This window comes from Erwinia sp. PME.40.26/001 (genome assembly GCF_055556675.1).
Map to the genome: position 1 here is coordinate 73,727 of NZ_JBVHNP010000004.1, position 23,123 is coordinate 96,849.

25 protein-coding genes are annotated in these 23,123 nt (G+C 54.8%); 12 read left to right on the top strand and 13 right to left on the bottom strand.

Annotated elements, in window-relative coordinates:
- Positions 1 to 79: 79 nt before the first annotated feature.
- From rsfS to lipA, 9 genes are all read left to right on the top strand, one after another.
- Positions 80 to 397, top strand: a complete 318-nt coding sequence (gene rsfS / locus ACZ3HG_RS13195) for a ribosome silencing factor (RefSeq protein WP_191933504.1) — start codon at positions 80 to 82, stop codon at positions 395 to 397.
- A 3-nt stretch (positions 398 to 400) separates the two neighbouring features.
- Positions 401 to 871 (top strand): 23S rRNA (pseudouridine(1915)-N(3))-methyltransferase RlmH, encoded by a 471-nt coding sequence (rlmH, locus tag ACZ3HG_RS13200; RefSeq protein ID WP_062745326.1) that lies wholly within the window; start codon positions 401 to 403, stop codon positions 869 to 871.
- A gap of 33 nt (positions 872 to 904) precedes the next feature.
- Complete coding sequence (mrdA, locus tag ACZ3HG_RS13205) at positions 905 to 2,809, top strand: peptidoglycan DD-transpeptidase MrdA (RefSeq protein ID WP_191933505.1); 1,905 nt, start codon at positions 905 to 907, stop codon at positions 2,807 to 2,809.
- Positions 2,810 to 2,815: 6 nt separating this feature from the next.
- Positions 2,816 to 3,928 carry a peptidoglycan glycosyltransferase MrdB gene (gene mrdB / locus ACZ3HG_RS13210; protein ID WP_062745322.1) on the top strand — a complete coding sequence of 371 codons (1,113 nt, stop codon included), beginning with the start codon at positions 2,816 to 2,818 and terminating at the stop codon, positions 3,926 to 3,928.
- Between the two features lie 11 nt (positions 3,929 to 3,939).
- Entirely contained in the window at positions 3,940 to 5,088 is a 1,149-nt protein-coding gene (gene rlpA / locus ACZ3HG_RS13215) for an endolytic peptidoglycan transglycosylase RlpA (RefSeq protein WP_465333003.1), read from the top strand.
- Positions 5,089 to 5,186: 98 nt separating this feature from the next.
- A complete protein-coding gene (gene dacA, locus ACZ3HG_RS13220; protein ID WP_191933507.1) occupies positions 5,187 to 6,398 on the top strand; it encodes a D-alanyl-D-alanine carboxypeptidase DacA in 1,212 nt (403 codons plus the stop codon).
- Positions 6,399 to 6,572: 174 nt separating this feature from the next.
- Positions 6,573 to 6,836 (top strand): DUF493 family protein YbeD, encoded by a 264-nt coding sequence (ybeD, locus tag ACZ3HG_RS13225; protein WP_062745316.1) that lies wholly within the window; start codon positions 6,573 to 6,575, stop codon positions 6,834 to 6,836.
- Positions 6,837 to 6,920: 84 nt separating this feature from the next.
- A complete protein-coding gene (lipB, locus tag ACZ3HG_RS13230; RefSeq protein WP_191933508.1) occupies positions 6,921 to 7,580 on the top strand; it encodes a lipoyl(octanoyl) transferase LipB in 660 nt (219 codons plus the stop codon).
- A 188-nt stretch (positions 7,581 to 7,768) separates the two neighbouring features.
- Positions 7,769 to 8,734 carry a lipoyl synthase gene (gene lipA / locus ACZ3HG_RS13235; protein ID WP_191933509.1) on the top strand — a complete coding sequence of 322 codons (966 nt, stop codon included), beginning with the start codon at positions 7,769 to 7,771 and terminating at the stop codon, positions 8,732 to 8,734.
- A 99-nt stretch (positions 8,735 to 8,833) separates the two neighbouring features.
- Here the strand turns inward: lipA and tatE are convergent, their stop codons facing one another.
- From tatE to ltnD, 11 genes are all read right to left on the bottom strand, one after another.
- Positions 8,834 to 9,040, bottom strand: a complete 207-nt coding sequence (gene tatE, locus ACZ3HG_RS13240; RefSeq protein ID WP_191933510.1) for a twin-arginine translocase subunit TatE — start codon at positions 9,038 to 9,040, stop codon at positions 8,834 to 8,836.
- 114 nt (positions 9,041 to 9,154) lie between these two features.
- Positions 9,155 to 9,943: a deaminated glutathione amidase gene (locus ACZ3HG_RS13245; RefSeq protein WP_191936495.1), complete on the bottom strand. Its 789-nt coding sequence runs from the start codon at positions 9,941 to 9,943 to the stop codon at positions 9,155 to 9,157.
- Positions 9,944 to 9,946: 3 nt separating this feature from the next.
- Complete coding sequence (locus ACZ3HG_RS13250; protein ID WP_191936384.1) at positions 9,947 to 10,372, bottom strand: GNAT family N-acetyltransferase; 426 nt, start codon at positions 10,370 to 10,372, stop codon at positions 9,947 to 9,949.
- A gap of 393 nt (positions 10,373 to 10,765) precedes the next feature.
- Positions 10,766 to 10,975, bottom strand: a complete 210-nt coding sequence (cspE, locus tag ACZ3HG_RS13255) for a transcription antiterminator/RNA stability regulator CspE (RefSeq protein ID WP_004156612.1) — start codon at positions 10,973 to 10,975, stop codon at positions 10,766 to 10,768.
- Positions 10,976 to 11,126: 151 nt separating this feature from the next.
- A complete protein-coding gene (pagP, locus tag ACZ3HG_RS13260; RefSeq protein ID WP_191933512.1) occupies positions 11,127 to 11,651 on the bottom strand; it encodes a lipid IV(A) palmitoyltransferase PagP in 525 nt (174 codons plus the stop codon).
- Between the two features lie 829 nt (positions 11,652 to 12,480).
- A complete protein-coding gene (locus tag ACZ3HG_RS13265; RefSeq protein WP_017346848.1) occupies positions 12,481 to 12,564 on the bottom strand; it encodes a small membrane protein YohP in 84 nt (27 codons plus the stop codon).
- Between the two features lie 87 nt (positions 12,565 to 12,651).
- Positions 12,652 to 14,007 (bottom strand): GntP family transporter, encoded by a 1,356-nt coding sequence (locus tag ACZ3HG_RS13270; protein WP_191933513.1) that lies wholly within the window; start codon positions 14,005 to 14,007, stop codon positions 12,652 to 12,654.
- 143 nt (positions 14,008 to 14,150) lie between these two features.
- Complete coding sequence (locus ACZ3HG_RS13275; RefSeq protein WP_191933514.1) at positions 14,151 to 14,927, bottom strand: HPr family phosphocarrier protein; 777 nt, start codon at positions 14,925 to 14,927, stop codon at positions 14,151 to 14,153.
- A gap of 2 nt (positions 14,928 to 14,929) precedes the next feature.
- The gene (gene otnC, locus ACZ3HG_RS13280; protein WP_191933515.1) at positions 14,930 to 15,553 is read right to left on the bottom strand and encodes a 3-oxo-tetronate 4-phosphate decarboxylase; all 624 of its coding nucleotides are present in this window, start codon (positions 15,551 to 15,553) and stop codon (positions 14,930 to 14,932) included.
- Positions 15,550 to 16,812 carry a 3-oxo-tetronate kinase gene (gene otnK, locus ACZ3HG_RS13285; protein ID WP_191933516.1) on the bottom strand — a complete coding sequence of 421 codons (1,263 nt, stop codon included), beginning with the start codon at positions 16,810 to 16,812 and terminating at the stop codon, positions 15,550 to 15,552. The genes otnC and otnK overlap by 4 nt, the downstream gene beginning before the upstream one ends.
- Positions 16,812 to 17,726: an L-threonate dehydrogenase gene (gene ltnD, locus ACZ3HG_RS13290; protein WP_191933517.1), complete on the bottom strand. Its 915-nt coding sequence runs from the start codon at positions 17,724 to 17,726 to the stop codon at positions 16,812 to 16,814. Before ltnD ends, otnK begins: the two co-directional genes overlap by 1 nt.
- Before the next feature lie 313 nt (positions 17,727 to 18,039).
- Here ltnD and ygbI point away from each other — a divergent pair, with 313 nt between their 5' ends.
- Positions 18,040 to 18,804: a DNA-binding transcriptional repressor YgbI gene (ygbI, locus tag ACZ3HG_RS13295; RefSeq protein ID WP_191933518.1), complete on the top strand. Its 765-nt coding sequence runs from the start codon at positions 18,040 to 18,042 to the stop codon at positions 18,802 to 18,804.
- A gap of 171 nt (positions 18,805 to 18,975) precedes the next feature.
- Positions 18,976 to 19,221, top strand: coding sequence for a hypothetical protein (locus ACZ3HG_RS13300; protein ID WP_191933519.1), 246 nt, complete (start codon positions 18,976 to 18,978; stop codon positions 19,219 to 19,221).
- A 222-nt stretch (positions 19,222 to 19,443) separates the two neighbouring features.
- Here the strand turns inward: ACZ3HG_RS13300 and ACZ3HG_RS13305 are convergent, their stop codons facing one another.
- Positions 19,444 to 20,544: a hypothetical protein gene (locus tag ACZ3HG_RS13305; RefSeq protein ID WP_244633655.1), complete on the bottom strand. Its 1,101-nt coding sequence runs from the start codon at positions 20,542 to 20,544 to the stop codon at positions 19,444 to 19,446.
- A 238-nt stretch (positions 20,545 to 20,782) separates the two neighbouring features.
- Here ACZ3HG_RS13305 and ACZ3HG_RS13310 point away from each other — a divergent pair, with 238 nt between their 5' ends.
- Complete coding sequence (locus tag ACZ3HG_RS13310) at positions 20,783 to 21,868, top strand: malate/lactate/ureidoglycolate dehydrogenase (RefSeq protein ID WP_465333004.1); 1,086 nt, start codon at positions 20,783 to 20,785, stop codon at positions 21,866 to 21,868.
- 34 nt (positions 21,869 to 21,902) lie between these two features.
- Here the strand turns inward: ACZ3HG_RS13310 and ACZ3HG_RS13315 are convergent, their stop codons facing one another.
- Entirely contained in the window at positions 21,903 to 22,526 is a 624-nt protein-coding gene (locus ACZ3HG_RS13315) for a LysE family translocator (protein WP_191933521.1), read from the bottom strand.
- Positions 22,527 to 23,123: the final 597 nt, after the last annotated feature.

Here is a 23,123-nt window from a genome sequence, read left to right on the forward strand (position 1 = left end):
ACACACTGTTACGGTTGTCGACACCGCTTTACTGGTGGATATGCGATAACTTCAGACTTAAATCCCAAGGGGGAACCTTTTGCAAGGTCAAGCACTCCAAGACTTCGTCATTGATAAATGTGACGATTTAAAAGCGCAGGATATCGTCGCTATCGACGTCCAGGGCAAATCCAGCATCACCAGCTGCATGATTATCTGCACCGGTACCTCAACGCGTCATCTGGTTTCCATTGCAGAACACGTGGTCCAGGAAGCCAAGCTGATCGGTCTGGACGCATTCCGTGTTAACAGCCGTGCCCCAAGTGACTGGGTGGTCGTTGACCTCGGTGAAGTAATCGTTCACGTCATGGAAGCAGAGAGCCGTAAGCTCTACGAACTGGAAAAGCTCTGGAGTTAAGCCGTGAAGCTGCAACTGGTCGCCGTCGGCACGAAAATGCCTGACTGGGTACAAACAGGATTTATGGAATATCTGCGTCGTTTTCCAAAAGATATGCCATTTGAACTGGTTGAAGTCCCCGCCGGAAAACGCGGTAAGAATGCGGATATCAAACGCATTCTGGAAAAAGAAGGCGAAATGATGCTGGCAGCCGCAGGTAAAGGCAATCGCATCGTGACGCTGGATATACCGGGCCAGCCGTGGGAAACCCCGCAGCTTGCCAGCCAGTTGGAGCGCTGGAAGCAGGATGGCCGGGATGTCAGCCTGTTTATTGGCGGTCCGGAAGGCCTGTCACCCGCCTGCAAGGCCGCGGCGGAACAAAGCTGGTCACTCTCAGCGCTGACCCTGCCCCATCCGCTGGTACGCGTATTGGTTGCAGAGAGTTTGTATCGTGCATGGAGCATTACTGCGAATCATCCTTATCATCGCGAATAGCAGATAAGGTTAACCGGACAGACAAAGCAGCGGATGAAATTACAACGTAACTCCTTTCGTGACTACACCGCCGAGCAGACGCTGTTTGTTCGCCGGGCTCTGATCGCATTTTTTGGCATTATTGTGCTCTCCGGTGTACTGGTAGCAAATCTTTACCACCTGCAAATCGTTCGCTTTGACGACTACAGAACCCGCTCTAACGAGAACCGTATTAAACTGGTTCCTGTCGCGCCCAGCCGTGGCATTATCTACGATCGTAACGGCATTCCGCTGGCGCTTAACCGCACCATTTATCAGCTTGAGCTGATGCCGGAAAAAGTGGATAACCTGCAAAAAACACTGCAGGAGCTGAAACCGATTGTCGATCTGACCGATGAAGATATCGACGCATTTCAAAAAGAGCGCAAACGCTCGCGCCGCTTTACCTCGATTGCCGTGAAAACCAGCCTGAACGACGTTCAGGTAGCGCGTTTCGCCGTCAATCAGTACCGTTTCCCCGGCGTTGAAGTTAAAGGCTATCAGCGACGTTACTACCCTTATGGCTCGGCGCTCACCCACGTTCTGGGCTATGTCTCCAAGATTAATGACCGCGATGTTGAGCGTCTGGATAAAGAAGGCAAGTGGCCCAATTACGCGGCGACCCATGATATCGGTAAGCTGGGCATCGAACGCTATTACGAAGATGTGCTGCACGGTAAAACCGGTTATGAAGAGGTGGAAGTCAATAACCGGGGCCGCGTGATCCGCCAGCTGCATGAACAGTCGCCCCAGGCCGGTCGCGATATCTATCTGACGATTGACCTGAAGCTGCAGCAGTACATTGAAACCCTGCTGACCGGCAGCCGTGCGGCGGTGGTGGTCACCGACCCGCGTAATGGTGAAATTCTGGCGATGGTTTCCATGCCCAGCTACGATCCTAACCTCTTTGTCGATGGGATCTCCAGCAAGGACTACAACGGCCTGCTGCATGATGAAAACCGTCCGCTGATTAACCGCGCCACCCAGGGGGCCTATCCACCGGCCTCCACGGTTAAGCCCTACATTGCGGTATCGGCGCTGACCGCAGGGGTGATCACCCGCAATACCTCGCTGTTCGATCCCGGCTGGTGGCAGCTTCCCGGTTCAGAGAAGCGCTTCCGCGACTGGAAACGCTGGGGGCATGGCCGCCTGAATGTCACCAAGTCCCTTGAAGAATCAGCGGATACCTTCTTCTACCAGGTCGCCTATGATATGGGCATTGACCGCCTGAGCGAATGGATGACCAAGTTTGGCTACGGGCATCTGACGGGCATCGATCTGATCGAAGAAACACCGGGCAACATGCCGACCCGCGAGTGGAAAATGAAGCGCTTTAAGAAACCCTGGTATCAGGGGGACACCATCCCGGTAGGCATCGGCCAGGGCTACTGGACAGCGACGCCGGTACAAATGAACAAAGCGCTGATGATCCTGATTAACGATGGGGTGATCAAAACCCCGCACCTGATGATGGATACGATGCAGGGTGGAGTGAAAGTGCCGTGGCGTCAGCCACAGAGCGCCCCTATCGCCGACATTCATACTGGTTACTGGGAAATTGCCAAAGACGGGATGTACGGCGTGGCCAACCGTCCGAACGGTACGGCACGTAAAAGCTTCGAAGATGCGCCATATAAAATCGCCGCCAAGTCCGGTACGGCACAGGTATTTGGTCTGAAAGCCAACGAGACCTACAATGCCCACAAACTGACCGAACGTCTGCGCGATCATAAGCTGATGACAGCCTTTGCCCCTTATGACCACCCGCGCGTGGCCGTCAGTATCATTCTTGAAAATGGCGGCGCAGGACCGGCAGTCGGCACCATCATGCGCCAAATCCTCGACCATATTATCCTTGGCGATAACAATACTAACCTGCCTGACGCTGCCCCCACGCCGCCAGGCTATGAAGGTGAATAACCGGTTATGAATGATAGCCATCAGAAAAAGACAATCTGGACACGAATCCATATTGATCCCCTGTTTTGTCTGATCATCACCGCGCTGTTAGTTTACAGCGCGCTGGTGATGTGGAGCGCCAGCGGCCAGGATCCGGGCATGATGGAGCGTAAGCTGGGGCAGATTGCCATGGGGGTGATCGTCATGCTGGTCATGGCGCAGATCCCACCGCGCGTCTATGAAGGCTGGGCACCCTATCTGTACATTATTTGTGTAATCTTACTGATTGCCGTTGATGCCTTTGGCCATATCAGTAAAGGAGCACAGCGCTGGCTTGATCTGGGCGTCGTCCGTTTTCAGCCGTCCGAGATTGCCAAAATTGCCGTACCGCTGATGGTCGCGCGGTTTATCAACCGCGATGTCTGTCCACCGACGTTGAAAAACACCGGTATCGCTCTGGTACTGATCTTTATGCCGACCCTGCTGGTGGCCGCTCAGCCCGACCTCGGGACTTCTATTCTGATCGCTGCCTCAGGGCTGTTTGTGCTGTTCCTGTCCGGCATGAGCTGGAAGCTGATCGCCGTCGCCGTGCTGCTGGTGGCCGCTTTTATTCCGATCCTGTGGTTCTTCCTGATGCATGACTATCAGCGTGACCGCGTGATGATGCTGCTCGATCCGGAAAGCGACCCGCTGGGCGCTGGCTATCATATCATTCAGTCGAAGATTGCCATTGGCTCCGGAGGGCTGCGCGGTAAAGGCTGGCTGCACGGCACGCAGTCGCAGCTTGAGTTCCTGCCCGAGCGCCACACCGATTTTATTTTTGCCGTCCTGGCAGAAGAATTAGGATTAGTCGGCGTGCTGGTTCTGCTGATACTCTACGTGCTTCTGATTATGCGCGGCCTGACCATGGCCGCCCGCGCGCAGACAACCTTTGGGCGCGTGATGGCCGGTGGCATGATGCTGATCTTCTTTGTTTATGTCTTCGTAAACATCGGTATGGTCAGCGGCATTTTGCCGGTGGTTGGGGTACCGTTACCGCTGGTCAGTTACGGGGGTTCCGCGCTGATCGTTCTGATGGCCGGGTTCGGGATCATTATGTCGATTCACACCCATCGAAAACTGTTGTCGAAGAGCGTTTAAGAGGCACACACATGCGTAAGGATTGGCTTTGGATTGCCCTGGCGTCAGCGATGCTGGCAGCCTGTACTACTGACAGCGACCAGCAAGCGCCTGTCACCCAGCAGCAGGCGGCCTATAATGGCCCGGTTGTCGAAATCGGCGGGGCAGAGCCGCGCTATGAACCCGTTAATCCCGGGACTAACCAGGATTACTCGGTGAACGGCAAAAATTATAAAATTGTCAAAGATCCGTCCAACTTCAGCCAGGTTGGCCTGGCCGCCTGGTACGGTGAAGAAGCCAACGGCAACCGCACCGCAACCGGTGAAACTTTCGATCCGAACGCCATGACCGCCGCGCATCCCACCCTGCCGCTGCCCAGCTATGTTCGCGTTACCAATATCGCCAATGGTCGTATGATTGTGGTGCGTGTCAACGATCGCGGCCCTTATACCCCGGGCCGCATTATCGATCTGTCGCGCGCCGCGGGCGACCGCCTGAATATCTCGAACAACAGTAAAGTCCGCATCGATTATATTAATGTGGCACCGGACGGAACCCTGTCGGGCCCGGGTACCATTGGTACCACCGTCGCGAAGCAGAGCTATGCCCTGCCCGCCCGCCCGGACATTGGCGGGGGTATGGCGGTGATGGGCGGCGGTGAAGCAGCAGCACCGTCCATGTCATCACAGCCGGTACAGTATTCCAGCCCTCAGCCGCAGGAAACCGACCAGCAATCGACGCGCCCGGTGGATAACAGCACGCTGACCGGGGGGGACAGTTCCACCGGTGCTCCGGTGCGCAGCAGTGGCTTCCTCGGCGCAGCACAGCCCTTACCGGGTGGCGTACTGGAAAGCAGTGAGCCGGTATCAGCCGCACCCGCCGCCGCCAGTGCTGCAGCGGTTTCCGCCCCTGCCGCTGTATCACAACCTGCGGCCAGCAGTACCGGCGGCAACTATGTGGTGCAGGTCGGAGCCCTGAAAGACGGCCCACGCGCACAGGCGCTGGCCACCAGCCTGGGTAAGCAGTTTGGCGTGCCGGGCTCCGTCGAGAGCAGCGGTAACGTTTACCGCGTACAGTTGGGTCGCTTCACCTCCCGCCAGCAGGCTGCCGCATTACAGCAGCGCCTGGCAAGCGAAGCGCAGCAACAATCGTTTATTACCGTCGCACCTGGCTCAATGTAATTCTCTGTGGCCCCCCTGATTTAGGCGGGTCCCGGCTGGATGATTTTGCTATAGTGAGTCACTTTTTTAACCTAGCCCATGGATGTTGTCGTCCTTACATGAACACTCTCAAGCCATCCCGACTGCTCAAACGCCTGACCACAGGCACGCTTATCGCCCTCAGCCTCAACGTTGTCGCCTATGCTGACGACCTGAACATCAAAACCATGATCCCCGGCGTGCCGGAGATTGATGCTGAAGCCTACGTTCTGATCGACTACAACTCAGGGAAGGTGCTGGCTGAGAAAAACGCCGATGCACGCCGTGACCCGGCGAGCCTGACGAAAATGATGACCAGCTATGTCATCGGCCAGGCGGTTAAAGCCGGTAAAATCCATCAGGATGATATCGTCACCGTCGGGAAAGACGCCTGGGCAACCGGTAATCCGGTATTCAAGGGCTCATCGCTGATGTTCCTGAAACCCGGCGACCGCGTACCAGTGTCACAGCTGACACGCGGCATCGTCCTGCAATCAGGTAACGATGCCTGCGTAGCCATGGCTGATTATGTCGCCGGCAGCCAGGACGCGTTCGTGGGCCTGATGAATAACTACGTAAAAGCGCTTGGTCTGCAAAACACCCATTTCCAGACGGTCCACGGTCTGGATGCCGAAGGTCAGTACAGCTCACCGCGCGATATGGCGCTGATTGGCCGGGCGCTGATCCGTGACGTACCGGACGAATATGCGGTTTACCACGAAAAAGAGTTTACCTTCAATAATATCCGCCAGATGAACCGTAATGGTCTGCTGTGGGATACCAGCCTGAATGTCGACGGCATCAAAACCGGGCACACGGAAGCCGCCGGTTATAACCTGGTCGCCTCAGCCACCGAAGGCCAGATGCGTCTGATCTCTGCGGTAATGGGCGGTCGCACCTACAAAGGTCGTGAAACCGAAAGTAAGAAACTGCTGACGTGGGGCTTCCGCTTCTTTGAAACTGTTGCCCCCCTGAAGGCGGGTAAAGAATTCGCCTCTGAGCCGGTCTGGTTCGGTAACAGTGACCGCGTACAGCTGGGCGTTGAGAAAGATGTCTTCCTGACCATTCCGCGCGGCCGGATGAAAGATCTGAAAGCCAGCTACACCCTGACCAACACCGAACTGCACGCTCCGCTGCAGAAAAACCAGGTAGTGGGCAGCATTAACTTCCAGCTGGATGGAAAAACCATTGAGCAGCACCCGCTGGTGGTGCTGAACGCAATGCCGGAAGGCGGTTTCTTTGGTCGCATCGTGGATTATATCAAACTGATGTTCCACCACTGGTTTGGTTGATCACCCCGTTTTTTAGCGCCGTTCACCCTCGGTATGACGCGTGAACCGCTACCCGCCTGAAGGGCCGATCACCAGATCGGCCCTACTTGAAATATCCCTGAAATATCCCCATATTGTTAGTATCTGTGAACTCCTGCTGCGGCAGGAGTACTTGTTTGTGTCACCGGAGTCCCTATGAAAACCAATCTTAAAGAACTGCTCGAATTCCCCACCTCTTTTACCTATAAAGTGATGGGTCTGGCACAGCCGGAGCTGGTCGATCAAGTGGTTGAAGTCGTACAGCGCCATGCGCCAGGCGATTACTCTCCGGACGTCAAGCCCAGCAGTAAAGGCAACTATCACTCCGTGTCGATTACCATTACGGCAACCCACATCGAGCAGGTAGAGACCCTGTACGATGAGCTGGGCAAGATTGAAATTGTCCGCATGGTACTGTAACCCTGACGTCGGGCGGGGCAGGCTGGTTCTTGCCCTGTACCGACGTTATACTGCTCCCCTCTTCAGCCAACCGGATCCTCCGTTTTGTCTCAACATACCCTGATTGTACGCCAGCTTGGCATCCAGCCCTGGGCCCCTGTCTCTCTCGCCATGCACCAGTTTACCGACCAGCGTCATGATGAAACGCCGGACGAAATCTGGCTGGTGGAACACCTGCCGGTCTTTACTCAGGGCCAGGCGGGTAAAAGCGAACATCTGCTGATGCCCGGCGATATTCCGGTGATGCAGAGCGATCGCGGTGGTCAGGTGACCTACCACGGACCCGGTCAGCAGGTGATGTATGTGATGATCAATCTGAAGCGTCGTAAGGTCGGTGTGCGTCAGCTGGTTACCGCTCTGGAACAGACCGTGATCGCGACTCTGGCTCGCTTTTCCGTCAGCGCCAGCGCGCGGGCTGATGCGCCGGGCGTCTACGTAGACGATAAAAAAATCTGCTCGCTCGGGTTACGTATCCGGCACGGCTGCTCGTTTCACGGGCTGGCCCTGAATGTCGACATGGATTTAACGCCCTTTCTGCGTATTAATCCCTGCGGTTATGCCGGGATGGAGATGACGCAGCTGTCGGCCCTTACCCCCAGGGTGACCCCCGACGATGTGCGCCCCCTGCTGATTGCCAATTTTGCCAGTCAGCTGGCAATAACTGACGTTTCCTGGAGCGAAAACACCCAACTGCCGTTAAGATAAGGGCGGGGGTATGTTGATTTACAATTCTGTAACGCTTTCTCGCTCAGGCAGGCTGAATCTGTTGCAAGGAGGTGATATAATTTTTTGCGCTTTTTCAAATAAAGTTGAAAATCACCAACTCATTGAGTGTTCGCGGCTGTTTTAGCACCCTACAGATTGCCGCAATCCAACCTGGAACCTGCAAGAATATGAGTAAACCGATCGTGATGGAACGCGGTGTTAAATACCGCGACGCAGACAAAATGGCACTGATCCCGGTGAAAACCGTGGTCACCGAGCGCACGGAGATTTTACGTAAGCCGGAGTGGATGCGTATTAAGCTTCCCGCTGATTCCAGCCGCATCCAGGGCATCAAAGCTGCTATGCGTAAAAATGGTCTGCACTCCGTTTGCGAAGAGGCCTCCTGCCCTAACCTTGCTGAATGCTTCAACCACGGTACGGCAACCTTTATGATTTTGGGTGCCATCTGCACGCGTCGCTGCCCGTTCTGCGATGTGGCCCACGGTCGTCCTATGACCCCGGATGCGAACGAACCCGGTAAGCTGGCACAGACTATTGCTGATATGGCGCTGCGCTACGTGGTGATCACCTCCGTGGACCGAGACGATCTGCGCGACGGGGGGGCACAGCATTTTGCCGACTGTATCCGCGCGATCCGCGAGAAAAGCCCGGCGATTAAAATCGAAACGCTGGTCCCTGACTTCCGCGGTCGTATGGATCGCGCCCTTGAAATCCTGATTGATACACCACCGGATGTGTTTAACCACAACCTGGAAAACGTGCCGCGCGTGTATCGTCAGGTCCGTCCTGGCGCGAACTATGACTGGTCACTGAAGCTGCTGGAGCGTTTTAAAGAAGCACACCCGGACATCCCGACCAAGTCGGGCCTGATGGTCGGCCTGGGCGAAACCAACGCGGAGATCGTGGAAGTCATGCGCGATCTGCGCCGTCACGGTGTCACCATGCTGACGCTGGGGCAGTATCTCTCGCCAAGCCGTCACCATCTTCCGGTACAGCGTTATGTCAGCCCGGCTGAGTTCGATGAAATGAAAGAGGCCGCAATGGACATGGGCTTCACTCATGCAGCCTGTGGCCCGTTTGTGCGCTCCTCTTATCATGCCGATATGCAGGCGAAGGGGTTAGAGGTTAAATAAAAGAGCTTCTGCGATCTGACAGATCGTGATACGCCGCCGGTCAGCCCCGGCCCAAAAAAAACGGATGACAGCGTCATCCGTTTTTTTATGCGGTCAGCCTCATTCTTTATGAGTAACCTGCCCGGCGGGTTTTTCTTCTGTCGCCATTTTTTGCGCGGCGGAAGTGTCGTCATCATTCATCGCCTTTTTGAACCCCTTGATGGCTGAACCTAAGTCCCCACCCAGAGTGCGCAGCTTTTTGGTTCCGAATAACAGGACGATTAATGCGCCAACGATCAGCAATTTGGCGAGACTGATACCTTCCATACTTACCTTCTTTAATTAACCTGACCACCGATACTCGTGATTACGCGAGCACACCGGGAAGTATTAACGCGCGCTTCGCAGGGCAATTCAACCGCAAGCTGTAACAAAAGGTGTTCAGGAGAGTTCAGGACGCCCGAAACGACGGTTAACCAGCACCGGAAGAGCACGGCGAACATCAGCAATACGTTCGGGGTCAACGTCGGCAAGCACCAGCGCCGGCCCCTCAGCCGCCTGGGCAATGGCGACACCGAGCGGGTCTACCACCATGCTGTGACCAATATTGCGCGGCCCGCACTCCCCGGTAGCCAGCACGTAGCAGGTATTTTCCAGCGCCCGCGCCGTGATCAGCACCTCCCAGTGCTTCTCTTTCATCGGCCCACGCACCCATGCCGCCGGTAACACCAGCAGATCGGCCCCGTCCAGCACCAGACGACGTGCCAGTTCAGGAAAACGGATGTCATAGCAGGTCATCAGCCCGACCTTCAGGCCATCCACATCGATCAGCGGGGGGATGCTGTCGCCAGGGCTTACATTACGTGACTCCTGGACCGCAAAAGCATCGTAGAGGTGGAGTTTGTCATAGCGGGCAAGGAGGGTGCCACCACGCATCGCGACCAGCACGTTGCGTACCCGTCCGCCCTCATCCGGCACGTGCAGAGTCAGCACGGTGGTCAGGGTATTCTTGCCGCTGGCAGCCAGCAGCTGGCTGAGAAAGGGGCCATCCAGTGCCTGAGCAGACTTCACCGCCAGATCGGGATCGGTGATGTCTCTTGCCAGCACGGCCTCCGGCAGCACCAGCAGCCGCGCACCCTGCTGCTCTGCCTGCTGCATCAGTCCAACGCAGGTCCGGGCATTATCCTGCCATTCACGACTGACGGCAAACTGCCCCAAAGCCACTTTCATCATTCAGTTCAGCTCTTTGATGTGGTAACGCGGTGATTCATCGTAGCCTTCACGCGCGTAGAACGCATTCGCTTTTTCGCGGCGCTGGTGACAGTGCACTTCCATCCGGTCGCAGGCACGCTGGCGGGCCAGCTGTTCAGCATGCTGCAGCAACTGCTGGCCGGCACCTTTACTGCGTTCCCCCTCCGCAATACAGAAATAGCTGATACGGGCAAAATCCCCGGCCAGGGCCAGCTGAGGGATAAAATGCAGCGACAGAAAGCCCAGCACCGTATTACCGTGTTCAGCAATCAGCAGGCGTTCAGTCTCATCAATCATCAGCTGGGCGAGGCGACGCTCAATAAACGGTGCCGTATCGGCGTACCCCAGCTCGGCTAACAGTGCGCTGAGGGCAAAGGCATCTTTCGATTCGGCCAGACGAATATTCATGGGTCATTCTCCGCAATATGCCAGCAGCAGGGGTTAACAGGTGAAGTTTCCTGTCTGAAGTTATAGCGTCCACAGGGCAGTACAGGCAAGGAGCCAGATCACAGGCTCATGTTACAAAAGCTGACTGGTGTAAAAAAGAGGCGATTTTTCATCCGCCCGGCACAATTTAATGTTTCCTTAATACTGCTGCGGCACACTGAAGAGAATCCTACCCGCAGAGATGATAGCCATGCACCTCCTTCCCCGCACCCGAAATGAATATGTCGCCGTCCTGCTCACGGGCGCGGCGACCCTCTTCTGGCTGGCAGAATATTTTACGCCGTAAAATTCTGGCGCAACAGAAGCAAAAAAAAACCCGCCTTCAGGCGGGTTTTTAAAATTCTGTCTGATAACTTAAATAGCGGCAACGTTAGCAGCAGATGGGCCTTTGGCACCGTTGGTGATTTCGAACTCTACGCGCTGACCTTCAGCCAGAGTTTTGAAACCATTGCTCTGGATGGCAGAGAAGTGAACGAACACATCTTTGCTACCATCTTCAGGAGTAATGAAACCGAATCCCTTGGACTCATTAAACCACTTAACGCTACCTTTGATCTTAGACATCTATATTACCTTTACATGAAAAATGGACACTAAACTGTGTCGGGGGTTAGTACAGCAATTGCCACGGCTTTTGTCCAGTAGCCGACGACGAAAAAGTGATAAATATCGCTTTTTTTACCATAGGTCATTTTTATCCCCCCCTTACTGGCAGTTAAAACTGCCAGCGTAACCAGGCGAAATATACGTTGCCGTTATTGTAAGTTCCTGGAATGTAAGTCATCTGAAAAGTTGCCGGACCATAGCCTACAGATGCCAGAGGCAAGACTAGCGGAATGGGAATATAGTTCCAGTTATCACGCATTGTTACCCCAGCGGTATAACCTAAACCCAGACGAAAATCCGCATTACTAACCGGCCGCCAGGTCTTTTCCCAGCCATAACCGCCGATCGGTTCCCACTTGTTGTAGGAGTCTTTAAACGCCATCAGGTAGATGCCGTTCCAGTTGCCCTTATCGTCATAGCGAGAGACGCCCCCGCCCGCGCCCCAGGGGCGTTCATTGTAGCGGTCGGTCTTCTCTTTGTCATAGGTCCAGCGGTTATGCCAGGTAATGGCGGGAACATAGAGATCCACCGTTTGAGGTTCGTTCCACGTCTGGCTGACATTATTACTGAAGGTATGCCAGGTGCTGGCAACGCCATTCATTAGCGTTGCCGACTGGGCTTGACCCAAAGTCATTCCACCGAGCAATGTCGACAGAATTAAGGCTGTTTTTTTATTCACGATGTTTCACTGCTCCCTGGATGATAGCGACCTGCAACATCCGCGTCGTTTGTCAGAATTACTGACAAAAAGTATTACTTCTTCGATTAATCATTATATATAAGACAGTTAAACGTCCCATTAATCAGTGATGCCTGTCTGACAGGTGAACAGGGCTTTCTATTTTTTTATATTATATAACATAAGGATATAAAAAAATATAATTGCCCTACGGAAATATAACATTAGGGAAATTCGCCAATATCAGGAACCTACCTTCCAAAAAGCGCGATTAATTTGACCTTTCAGAATTGAATTATCGATGATGAAAACGTTAACTTGATGAATATCATCACAATACTTAAAAAATGATGTTTCCAATCCCGATCAGCCTTAACCAAAAGCAGTATTAATAAATAAAAACAATATAAATCAAGCAGTTAAATATAATAACACCCTGGTTTGATTAATAAATATTATTTATAGATCTCTGTGGATTTTTTGATAAGATAATTCTCATCCAATGCAGCTCAGGAAGAGTAGAGGCGATGAAAATGCTAAGGTGTGGCAGATGCGGAAGTACCAAATTCAAATTTACGACATCTGTGGGTAATAACGAAGAACAGCACGGTGCCGTCTGCGCCGTTTGCCACAAGCGCCTGAATGCGCATGATACCTGCGACCGATCGGCTGAGAAAGGGTCCTCAAGGCTGGCCGGAGACGATCGCCAGGCAAAAAGAACGGGGCCAGCCTGTCGCTGACCCCGTGTTTTGAAACAGTGCAGTCACACCCTGTCTGCCTTCGATCAGAAAATGAGCTTAAATACGCCCGTAATCGTCAGCAGGCCGACGATGAAAATGATCGCAATAATCCAGAGAATAATTTTCATTCCTTGCCCTCTTCTCAATAAAAAAGTCACTACCACGTAGTGACTTAAGTATAGAAGAAGATTTCAGTTTCGCGTCTGGCGTCGTGACTAGATCATCAGAGACAGCAGCCAGACCAGCACAAACCCCGTCAGCCCCATCGCCGTCGTCAGTACCGTCCAGGTTTTCAGGCCATCCGCCACCGACAGGCCAAGGTAGCGCGTCACAACCCAGAAACCGGCATCATTGACGTGGGACAGCCCCAGCCCACCGAAGCAGGCCGAAAGCGTCACCAGCACCAGTTGCATATCACTCAGTCCAGTTACCGCCTGGGTCAGCAGTCCGCTGGTGGTTAAGATAGCCACGGTAGCAGACCCCTGCGAAGCGCGCAGTGCCAGAGAAAGGATGAACGCCGCGGGGATCAGCGGCAGGTGGATGGTCTCCAGCGACAGCGCCAGCGCATTGCCTACGCCGGATTCGACCAGCACCTTACCAAAGGCTCCCCCTGCCCCGGCTACCAGAATCACCCCTGCTGAACCGGGAATCGCCCGATCGAGAAGCTCACTCAGTTTATCTTTACTCCAGCCACGGCGCAGGCCTAACAGCCAGGCAGAGAGGGCAAGGGCAATCAGCAATGCAATGGCCGGTGTCCCTATCAGGGTAAGGCACTGCCGCAGTGTACTGCCTTCCGCTAATACGCTGTGCGCCAGCGTACCCACCACGATCAGCACAATGGGCACGACAATTAGCGAGGAGATCAGCCAGGCTCCCGGCGGTTGCTCCTGGTTCTGGCGCGGGCTGCTCTCCGGCTTTGCCAGCTGAAGCTGCTCCAGCACATCAAGTGAGAGATGATACTGACGCCGGTTCATGCCCTTTGCGACAAAGTACCCCACCACTCCAACCGGAACCGACACACCGATCCCCAGCAGCATCAGCCAGCCCATATCGGCGCCTAACAGCCCGGCCGCCGCCGCCGCTCCGGGATGCGTCGGCAACGCCACATGAACGGTTAACATCACCCCGGCCATGGGCAGGCCGTACTTAAGCGGCGATACGCGCGCCACTTTGGTGAAACCGTAAATCAGCGGGATCACGATGATAAAGCCCACTTCAAAGAAGACCGGAATGCCCAGAATAAACGCGGCCATCGTCAGCGCTGCGACGGTCCGCTTCACGCCCAGGGTATGGGTGAAACGCTGCGCCAGGGACTCTGCCCCGCCGGACGATTCAATAATTGCTCCGAGCATTGCCCCCAGCACAATAATGATGGTGATTGATCCCAGCAGCCCCCCCATTCCGGAAACAATGACTTTCATGATGTTATCGGCCGGAATACCGGTCGATATCGCCACCAGCAGGCTGACGACAATCAGCGCGACAAACGGATGAACCCTGGCTTTGATGACCAGTAACAGCAGTATCAGCACGCTGGCGACAGCAATAGTGAGTAACAGGGCAGTAGACATCTTTTCAGCCTCACAGGATTTTAGTTATATGCAGTGCTCTGCAGCACCGTTCTTTTCTCTCTTTCCCCGGCCCGCCGCCTGATTCAGGCAGCAAAAAGCCAGCGCTGCGTGCAGAACACGCAGCGTCAGTAAAAACAACGCCGTTATTTGTAAGCGTTAAACCAGCCCAGTCCTTCCAGCGTGGTGGTGCGGGGGAAATATTCGCAGCCGATCCAGCCGGTATAACCGCTGCGATCCAGCAGATCGAACAGCCACGGATAGTTGATCTCCCCTTCATCCGGCTCGTGGCGATCCGGCGCAGAAGCAATCTGGATATGCTGGTACTGCCCGACATAGTCAGCAATCAGATGGCTTAAGTTGCCATCCACCCGCTGGGCATGGAAAAGATCGAGCTGACTGAACACCCCCGGCCGGTCGATACGTTTCAGCATCTCCAGCACCTGATACTGACTGGCGTAGAGGTAACGGGGCTTCGTTACCGGATTCAGCGCTTCAAGCAGAATACGCACCCCGTGCGGAGCAAACTTTGCGGCGGCATAGCGTACGTTATCAATAAAGGTGCGACAGTAAGCCTCACGATCGGCACCATCCGGGACGACCGCCGCCATGATATGCACCTGACGGCAGTTGAGCGCCAGCGCATACCCCAGGGCGCGGTCAATATCCTCACGAGCATCGGCTTCACGGCCCGGGATAGCCGCAACGCCCCACTCACCTGCCGCGGTATTGCCCGGAGCCGTGTTAAATAACACCAGCTCCAGATGATTGCGGACTAAGGCCTGCCTGATCGCCCCGGCCTCATGGTCGTAGGGAAACAGAAACTCCACTCCGTGAAAACCGGCTTCTGCCGCCGCATCAAAACGCGACAAAAATGGCAGTTCAGTAAACAGTGTGGAAAGATTGGCAGCAAATTTAGGCATATTCAGCTCCGTAATTCAGCCACTTCGTCATCGTTGAGATAACGGATTGGGCGGTCACCCAGCGTAAAGATCAGTCGGGCTGTCTCTTCCAGTTCTTCAGTGTTGTCGGCGGCTTCACGCAGGGTTTTTCCCACCACGACCGGGCCATGATTCGCCAGCAAAAACGCTTTGTAATGCGGTGCCAGTCGGGCCAGGTCCTCCCCCAGACGCGGGTCGCCGGGGCGGTAATACGGCACCACCGGCACATCCCCAACGCGCATGACCACATACGGCGTAAACGGACGAATACAGTTTTTACTGTCCAGATCCTGCAGGCAGGAGAGCGCCGTCAGGTAGAGGCAGTGCAGATGAACAATCGCACCGCACGCCGGATTATTCAGATAGATAGCACGGTGGAAGCTGATCTCTTTCGAGGGTTTATCTCCCCCGATCCACTCACCTTCCGGGGTCACTTTCGACAGCCTGTCGGCCTTAAGTTCTCCCAGGCAGGAGCCGGTTGGCGTTGCCAGCAGCGATCCATCCTCCAGGCGCATGGACAGATTCCCCGCCGATCCGGTGGCATAGCCGCGCTGGAAAAACGAGGCGCCCAGACGGACCATCTCTTCGCGAGCCTGTTGTTCAGTCATACTGCAAACTCCCTTTGTGCGCGGGCAAAAAAGTTTTCATCGCCGAAATTCCCGGATTTCAGCGCCAGCGAGACCGGCTGGCTGACGGCCCGTACCCAGGGGACGCCAGGAGAGATAGTCGGGCCGATATGAAAAGCATCGATACCCAGCGTCTGTGCGACCACTCCGGAGGTTTCGCCTCCCGCGACAATAAAGCGCTGCCAGCCGCGCTGCTGCAGGTTGCGCACCAGCGCGGAGAACAACTGCTCTACCGCCTCACTGCTGCGCTCTGCGCCGTACTGCTGCTGAATACGCTGTAAGGCTTCCGGTTCGGAGGTGGCGTACACCAGCGGTGCCAGGGGAGCGGTCTCATGCTGTGCCACCCAGTCACTGAGTTCACTGGCGTAGCCGTCGCGGTCATGCAGCGCCCGTTCCACGTCGACAGCGCAGGCTGCCGCCTGCTGACGATAGCGTGCCACCTGGCGATTGGTCATGCTGGAACAGGAGCCCGACAGCACCACAGCACGCGCGCCCTGCGGATTACCTGCGGCCTGGGCGTGCGTCGCATCATAACCTTCCGTGGCCCACTGCCGCGCCAGCCCGATAGCCAGCCCTGAACCGCCGGTCACCAGGCGCCTGTCCTTCAGGGCTTCCCCCTGGGTCAGCAGATGCTGTTCAGTCAGCGCATCCAGTACCGCATAGCGCACCCCTTCATGCGCCAGCGCCTCCAGTGCCTGCTGCACCGCTGCCGCACCGCGATCGAGCGTCTGGCTGTCAATTAATCCCGCTTTGCCGCTGCCCTGGGCTTCGATCAGACGCAGCAGATTACTGTCGGTCATGGGCGTGACCGGATGGTGACGCATCCCGGAATCCGACAGCAGCTGATCCATCACAAACAGATGCCCCTTATAGACCGTTCGCCCGTTGACCGGCAGCGATGGAGAAATAATGGTCTGCGTTTCCCCCAACGCCGCCAGCAGGGCATCGGTGACCGGGCCAATATTGCCGCGTGGCGTACTGTCAAAAGTCGAACAGTATTTAAAGTAGAACCGCTCACAGCCCTGCTCCTGCAACCAGCGCAGCGCCTGCAACGAGTCCGTCACGGCTTTTTCAGGTGCGCAGGAGCGCGATTTCAGGCTGACCACAAGGGCATCGGCCGTATGGGCCAGCGGCTGCTCAGGAACGCCGTTGACCTGCACGGTAGACATTCCGTTCTGCACCAGGAAACTGGCAATATCCGTTGCCCCGGTAAAATCATCAGCAATCACACCCAGACGCATTATTTCTGCTCCTTTTTTTCCGGCAGGGTAATGCCGCTGAAAATCTTAATCACCGCGCTGTCATCTTCGCGTCCGAAACCCGCGTTGCTGGCAGAGGTAAACATATTGAAGGCCGTAGAGGCCAGCGGCAGCGGAAAATGCAAGGCTTTCGCCGTATCCGCGACCAGCCCCAGATCTTTCACAAAAATATCCACGGCAGACTTAGGAGAATAGTCACCGTCAACCACGTGACGCATCCGGTTTTCAAACATCCACGAGTTGCCCGCCGCATGGGTCACCACGTCGTACATGGTATCCAGCGGAATACCGGCACGGGCTGCCAGCGCCATGGCTTCTGCGCCTGCCGCAATATGCACGCCAGCCAGCAACTGATGGATAATTTTTACGGTAGAGCCGAGGCCGATATCACTGCCAATGCGATACACTTTCCCGGCTACCGCATCCAGCACCGGCTGTAATCGCGTAAACGCCCGATCGCTGCCGGAAGCCATCACCGTCATCTCGCCGGTAGCGGCCTTTGCCGCCCCGCCGGACACCGGGGCATCCAGCATGATCAGCTGATAGGCGGCAAGCTGCTGCTCAATGTCCTGCGCATCCTGAGACGAGATGGTGGAAGAAACCATGACTACTGTCCCCGGTTTCAGCAGCGCGGCCAGACTATTCTCGCCAAACAGGATCTGCTTCACCTGCGTGGCGTTGACCACCAGCAGCAGCACCGCATCAAGCCGGTCGGCAAAATCACGGGCAGAGGTTTCTGCCGCCTGAGCGCCGCTGTCGCGCAGCGTCTGTAGCGCCTGTGGGTTAAGATCCACACCCCAGGTCTTCAGGCCCGCTTTAATACAGGACTGCGCGGCCCCCATGCCCATCGAACCGAGGCCAACAACACAAACCGACATTGATGCTGCGTCAGACATATGCTCTCCGTGTTAATTTTGGTGATTATTTGTTTTGATGTGTGAAGTATAGGCGTTTTATCCGGCAGTTTTGGTGATGAGTATCACAATAATTAACAGAATCACTTTCGATTTAACAAGAATTAACACAGCGCCATTAACACGCTCTGATACTAAAATCAGTCTTTTATCATCATGTTAAGTAGGATAATCAGAATGTATCGGGCACCTGACTTCACTATAACGTGATAAATTGAGAAAAATTGTGGTGCAGAGGAGCATTGCCCTCCTTTACACTCAGCGCAGCATCCCGGCAGACCCATCAGGAGTAAGTATGATCCCGGTAGAACGACATCAACAAATTTTAGCGCTGGTGCAGGAACGTGGTGTGGTGAGCATTGCCGAACTGACCGAGCGGCTGGCCGTCTCGCACATGACCATTCGCCGCGATCTGCAAAAACTGGAGGAGCAGGGTGCCGTACTGATGGTCTCAGGAGGGGTACGTTCGACAGAGCGTCTGTCCAGCGAGCCGACGCACCAGGATAAAACCAGCATGTTCAGCCTGGAAAAGCAGGCCATTGGTGCTGCGGCCGCCCGCCATATTCCCCGTAACAGCTGCATCTACCTTGATGCAGGCACTACCACGCTGGCGCTGGCGCGGGAGCTGGGAACGCGTGACGACCTGCTGATTATCACCAATGATTTCGTTATTGCTCATTTCCTGATCGAAACCAGCCAGTGCAGGATGATCCATACCGGGGGAACGCTGTGCCGGGATAACCGCTCGTGCGTGGGGGAGGCAGCAGCACAGGCGCTGCGCGGTCTTTCAGTGGATATTGCGTTTATCTCAGCTTCCTGCTGGGGAATGCGTGGGATCTTTACGCCTGATGAAGAAAAAATTGCGGTAAAACGGGCCGTGAGTGAGGTCACCCGCAAGCGCGTTCTGCTGGCCGACAGTTCAAAATATAATAAAATTGCCACCTTCCTCGCCCTGCCGCTGACCCAGTTTGATGCTGTCATCACCGATCCGCATCTGCCCGCACCCGCGCGCCAGGAGCTGGCCAGACTGGAACTGGATGTCACGCTGGCAGAGTCATAACGGCCATAATGCGGCGACAAACACGGCAAGATTTATGCGAACAGGATCACGCTCTTTCAAATCTTTACCTTACAGACGGGGAGGAAAGTGGCGGGTGTTACTAAACTTATCAGGTCATTTTAAAGACTCACTTGCTCCACTTTCCCACTGAAAAGGTTACAAGGAGATCTTATGAGCACAATAAATACCAGCCTCGGCCGTTACAGCCTGTCAGCCAAAAATGCGGGCACCCATATTATCGGGTCGATTGCGATCAATGATGAAGGCGGCACGCAGCTGACGTCACAGGAATTTAACGAACACGATCTGGACGATGTAGTCAATAACGTGATTTTCCCGATTACCGGCGGCAACCGGGCGATTGCCAGTGCCCTGCGTGAGGAGATGATTAAAGCCGGATTTTCAAGACAACATTAAGCCTGTTATGGGTGATTTAGTGCTAAATAATCTGAATTGAATCCGCATTGTACCGTTAGCTTCACATTTTACGTCATCAATCGATTTAGCCGATCGATCCCCCTGAATCGATCTGTATAAACGCTTATTATTTCTACGGAAAAAGTGCGATCATTAATTGCTATATAATAAATGGCAAAGTCAGATGAATAGTTTTTTTGCCCACCTCAGCGTGGGCACTTTTTATTGTGCCGCCGGAGGAAGCTGACTGTTATCAGCAGGTTCGGGTAAATATACCGCCTCCCCTTCCTGCGCACGTCCTGACGTACTCTTACGCACCAGGAACACGGGCGCGGCCAGAAACAGCAGCAGACTGCCGGACATACCACAAATCACCAGACCAATCAGTCCTAACCATCCCTCCCCCGCCGTGAGACCGGCAGCGACCAGAGAAAGCAGGAAAAAGAACATCAGCGTCATGCTGACCGGCCAGATATTGACGATGTCCATATCACTCAGAGACATTTTCACCGGTTTCGCTGCCAGCTGTGCCTCGCGTTTTTCCGCTTCTATCGTTTCATTCAGCGCCTGTAAATCCACGCAGGGCGCAACAAAATCCTCCGCCTGCTGAGGGTGATGCAACTCATCAAATATGCGGGCAACAGGGGGAAAAGTCTGCGGCCAGCTGGCGCTGTGGACGCCATACGTCGCCAGCGCCGGCAGTGAAATGCGCGGCCAGTGGAGCGCCTGAAGGTAGCGGTCGTTGAGGACAACCCAGCTCTGCCGGGTCGAACCATGGGTGACATGGTAAAGCTTAAAGCGATCCGCCGGCGGATAGGACAGATAGGTCACGCGGGCGGTGATGGCCGGAATATGTCGCTGGCGGCAATAGTTAACCCTGCTCTGCCCCTGTACCGCCAGCAGTACAGCCAGCGCAGAAATAAAATAGTAAGAGGTGCTTTCAGCCGCATGCGGTCCATTCAGATGCTCCCGCAGCTTCTCTTCGCTGTTGCCGCTGAGATGATCGGGCCACCAGCGCCAGCTGCGGCCGATAACCTGTTCGGTGGGAACCTGGTAGACCCCCATCGGCTCGGTCTCGGATGGCAAAATGGCAAACGGGAATACTTTGCTGAAAAACGTCAGCGCATCATCCGGGCCATTCCATTCGCCGCTGGCTTCCAGACCGTGCAGGTTCGCCGTCAGTTCACCCCAGCCCACTTTACCCAGCATATCAATCTGATATTTGGTATCGGCCAGCCGTTTCCCCAGCAGCATGATCTCACGCGGAATGGCAGACAGATCCAGTGAGGGAATAATGCTGGGATCGTTGTGTTCACTTTCCATACGGCTGTTTTACCCCAAAAGCATTTTGCTTCAGCGCAAAAATTTGGCTTTAGTCAAAAAAGTCAATATATATCAATGCAATAGTATAGATATCAATCACCAGAATTAGCAATATCTCATGCAGTATTGCCTGAATTTTCCTGATAATAAAAAGCCCTGCTGCGTAAAAATTAAACGGACAAACGTCAATTATTCGTTTAAAAATAAACAGTAACCTTCATTATTTTAAGGAAAAAAGATGAGTCAGAAACAGAAGGAGTTACGGATCGATCACCACCGCTTACAAACCCTGGTACAGCGCCTGTGGCAATACGCAGGCAGCAGCGAACAGGAGGCACAGCGCGTGGCGGAACATCTGGTGGCCGCGAATCTTGCCGGGCACGACTCGCACGGCGTCGGGATGATCCCCAGCTATATGATCTCCAGAGCGCAGGGACACCTGAAACTGAACCAGCGTTTACAGATTGCGAAAGATGCTGGCGCAGTGATCACCGTTGACGGCGGTCAGGGTTTTGGCCAGGTGATGGCCGCAGAAGCGATGACGCTGGCTATCGACCGCACCCGCGATCTGGGAATGTGTGCCGTTGCGCTGCGTCGTTCGCACCATATCGGCCGAATCGGCCACTGGGCTGAACAGTGCGCGCGCGCCGGGTTTATCTCTTTCCACTTTGTTAACGTAGTGGGCGATCCGATGGTGGCCCCGTTTAACGGCAGCGACCGCCGCTTTGGCACCAATCCGTTTTGTGCGGTCTTCCCGCGTCCGGGAAAACCGCCGCTGCTGCTCGATTTTGCCACCAGCGGTATCGCCTTTGGTAAAACGCGGGTGGCCTGGAATAAAGGGCTGGAGGTTGCGCCAGGTTATCTGATTGACCACCAGGGTCAACCGGCCGTCGATCCCGGCGTCATGCATGAAGCGCCTTATGGTTCACTGCGGGCGTTTGGCCTGCATAAAGGCTATGCGCTGGCGGTGATGTGTGAAGTGCTCGGCGGAGCGCTGTCCGGCGGACAAACCACGCACCCGCAGTCGCTGCAAACATCGGCGGAAGCCATTTTTAACAGTATGACCACCGTGGTGCTCGATCCGGCCGCCTTTGATGCCCCGGCACTACAGCAGGAAGCAGATGCCTTTATTGACTGGGTAAAAGCCTCACCGCAGGCGGGCGACAACCCGATTCTTATCCCCGGTGAGTGGGAAGAGGCGCAGCGCGCAGCGCGCCGGCAGCATGGTATTCCGGTTGATGCCAACACCTGGCAGCAGATTTGCCTGGCCGCGCGCGAAGCCGGGATGCCGCAAGACGAGTTGGACGCCTGTCCGGCGGCCTGATGCGCGGGCGACCCTGAGGGTCGCCCGCCCGGAGCTAGCGGGAAAACAGCAGTTTCAGACCGGCGAAGGTAAAGAACGCAGCAAAAATGCCCTCAATTGCCCGGCGGCACCGGCGATAACCCCGGCTCATCGCCGCGGTGGAGAACAGCAGCGCGTAGCTGCTAAAAACCAGGATCCCCAGTAGCGCACAACCGCCGACAATCAGCAGCAGCACGCCGGGGGCTGCATCGGGTCGGATACCGAGTGACATGATTGCCGTCCACACCAGAATAGCCTTGGGATTACCCAGATGCAGCAACAGACCACGGCGATAGAGCGACAGGGCTGAACCCGATGACGCCCGCTGTACCGCTGCGACCTCTCCCCGGCGCGCCGCGCTACGGGCGGCTTTCCACGCCATCCACAGCAGATAAATACCGCCGGCTACTTTGATCACCACAATCGCCTGTGCCCAGGCCTGAAGCAGTGCAGACAGCCCGGTAGCCACCAGCAGTGCCCAGCACAGCGAACCGGTAATGACGCCAAAGGCCAGCATCAGTGCCGGGCGACGTCCCTGGCTCATCGCCACAGCCATGATCGCCATATTACTCGGACCCGGACTTGCCGTACCCAGCAGGTAGGCCATATACACCGGTAACAACATCAAAAAGGTTTCCATCTGACTCCCGCTCCTGACACTTTTTTACGGTTATATCATGGACACTAACATCACACCACAGCCCACCATTCAAGATGAACTTTCTTGATTTCCGGCAAGAATCGAACAGATAAACGCCATCAATTTGTAACTAAATGATTCAAATTACATATTTGTGTGTATTACAACTTTAACAACTGCGCGCCGTCCGCAGACGTCCTTTACGGCAAAAGCCGTACAGTAAAGCTAAAAAAAGCAGTTACGGATCGGGGATAAATAAGCAGTTAAAACATAACAGTAAATACACATATTATTCACAAGTTGTGGCAAACCTTATGGCTATTATAATAATGAGGTGTAAACACTCTTTTTTATAGCCTTAAAAGCTATATTAATAGCCGCACCACTGCGGTTATTTTAAGGCTTTCCCCCCGTGCTATTGCGCAACAAGCGATCGCATTTTCGGTCAAAAAAAAGCTTTTACGACATAAAGATACAGCATTTTCACATCCGGGCAGCATCCTACTATCTTGCGTTAACAATAATTTTCGCTGATTTAACCTGCTGATGAAACAATTACTCGTAATAATCGTTACTGTTATAGGCCGGTTCACTATT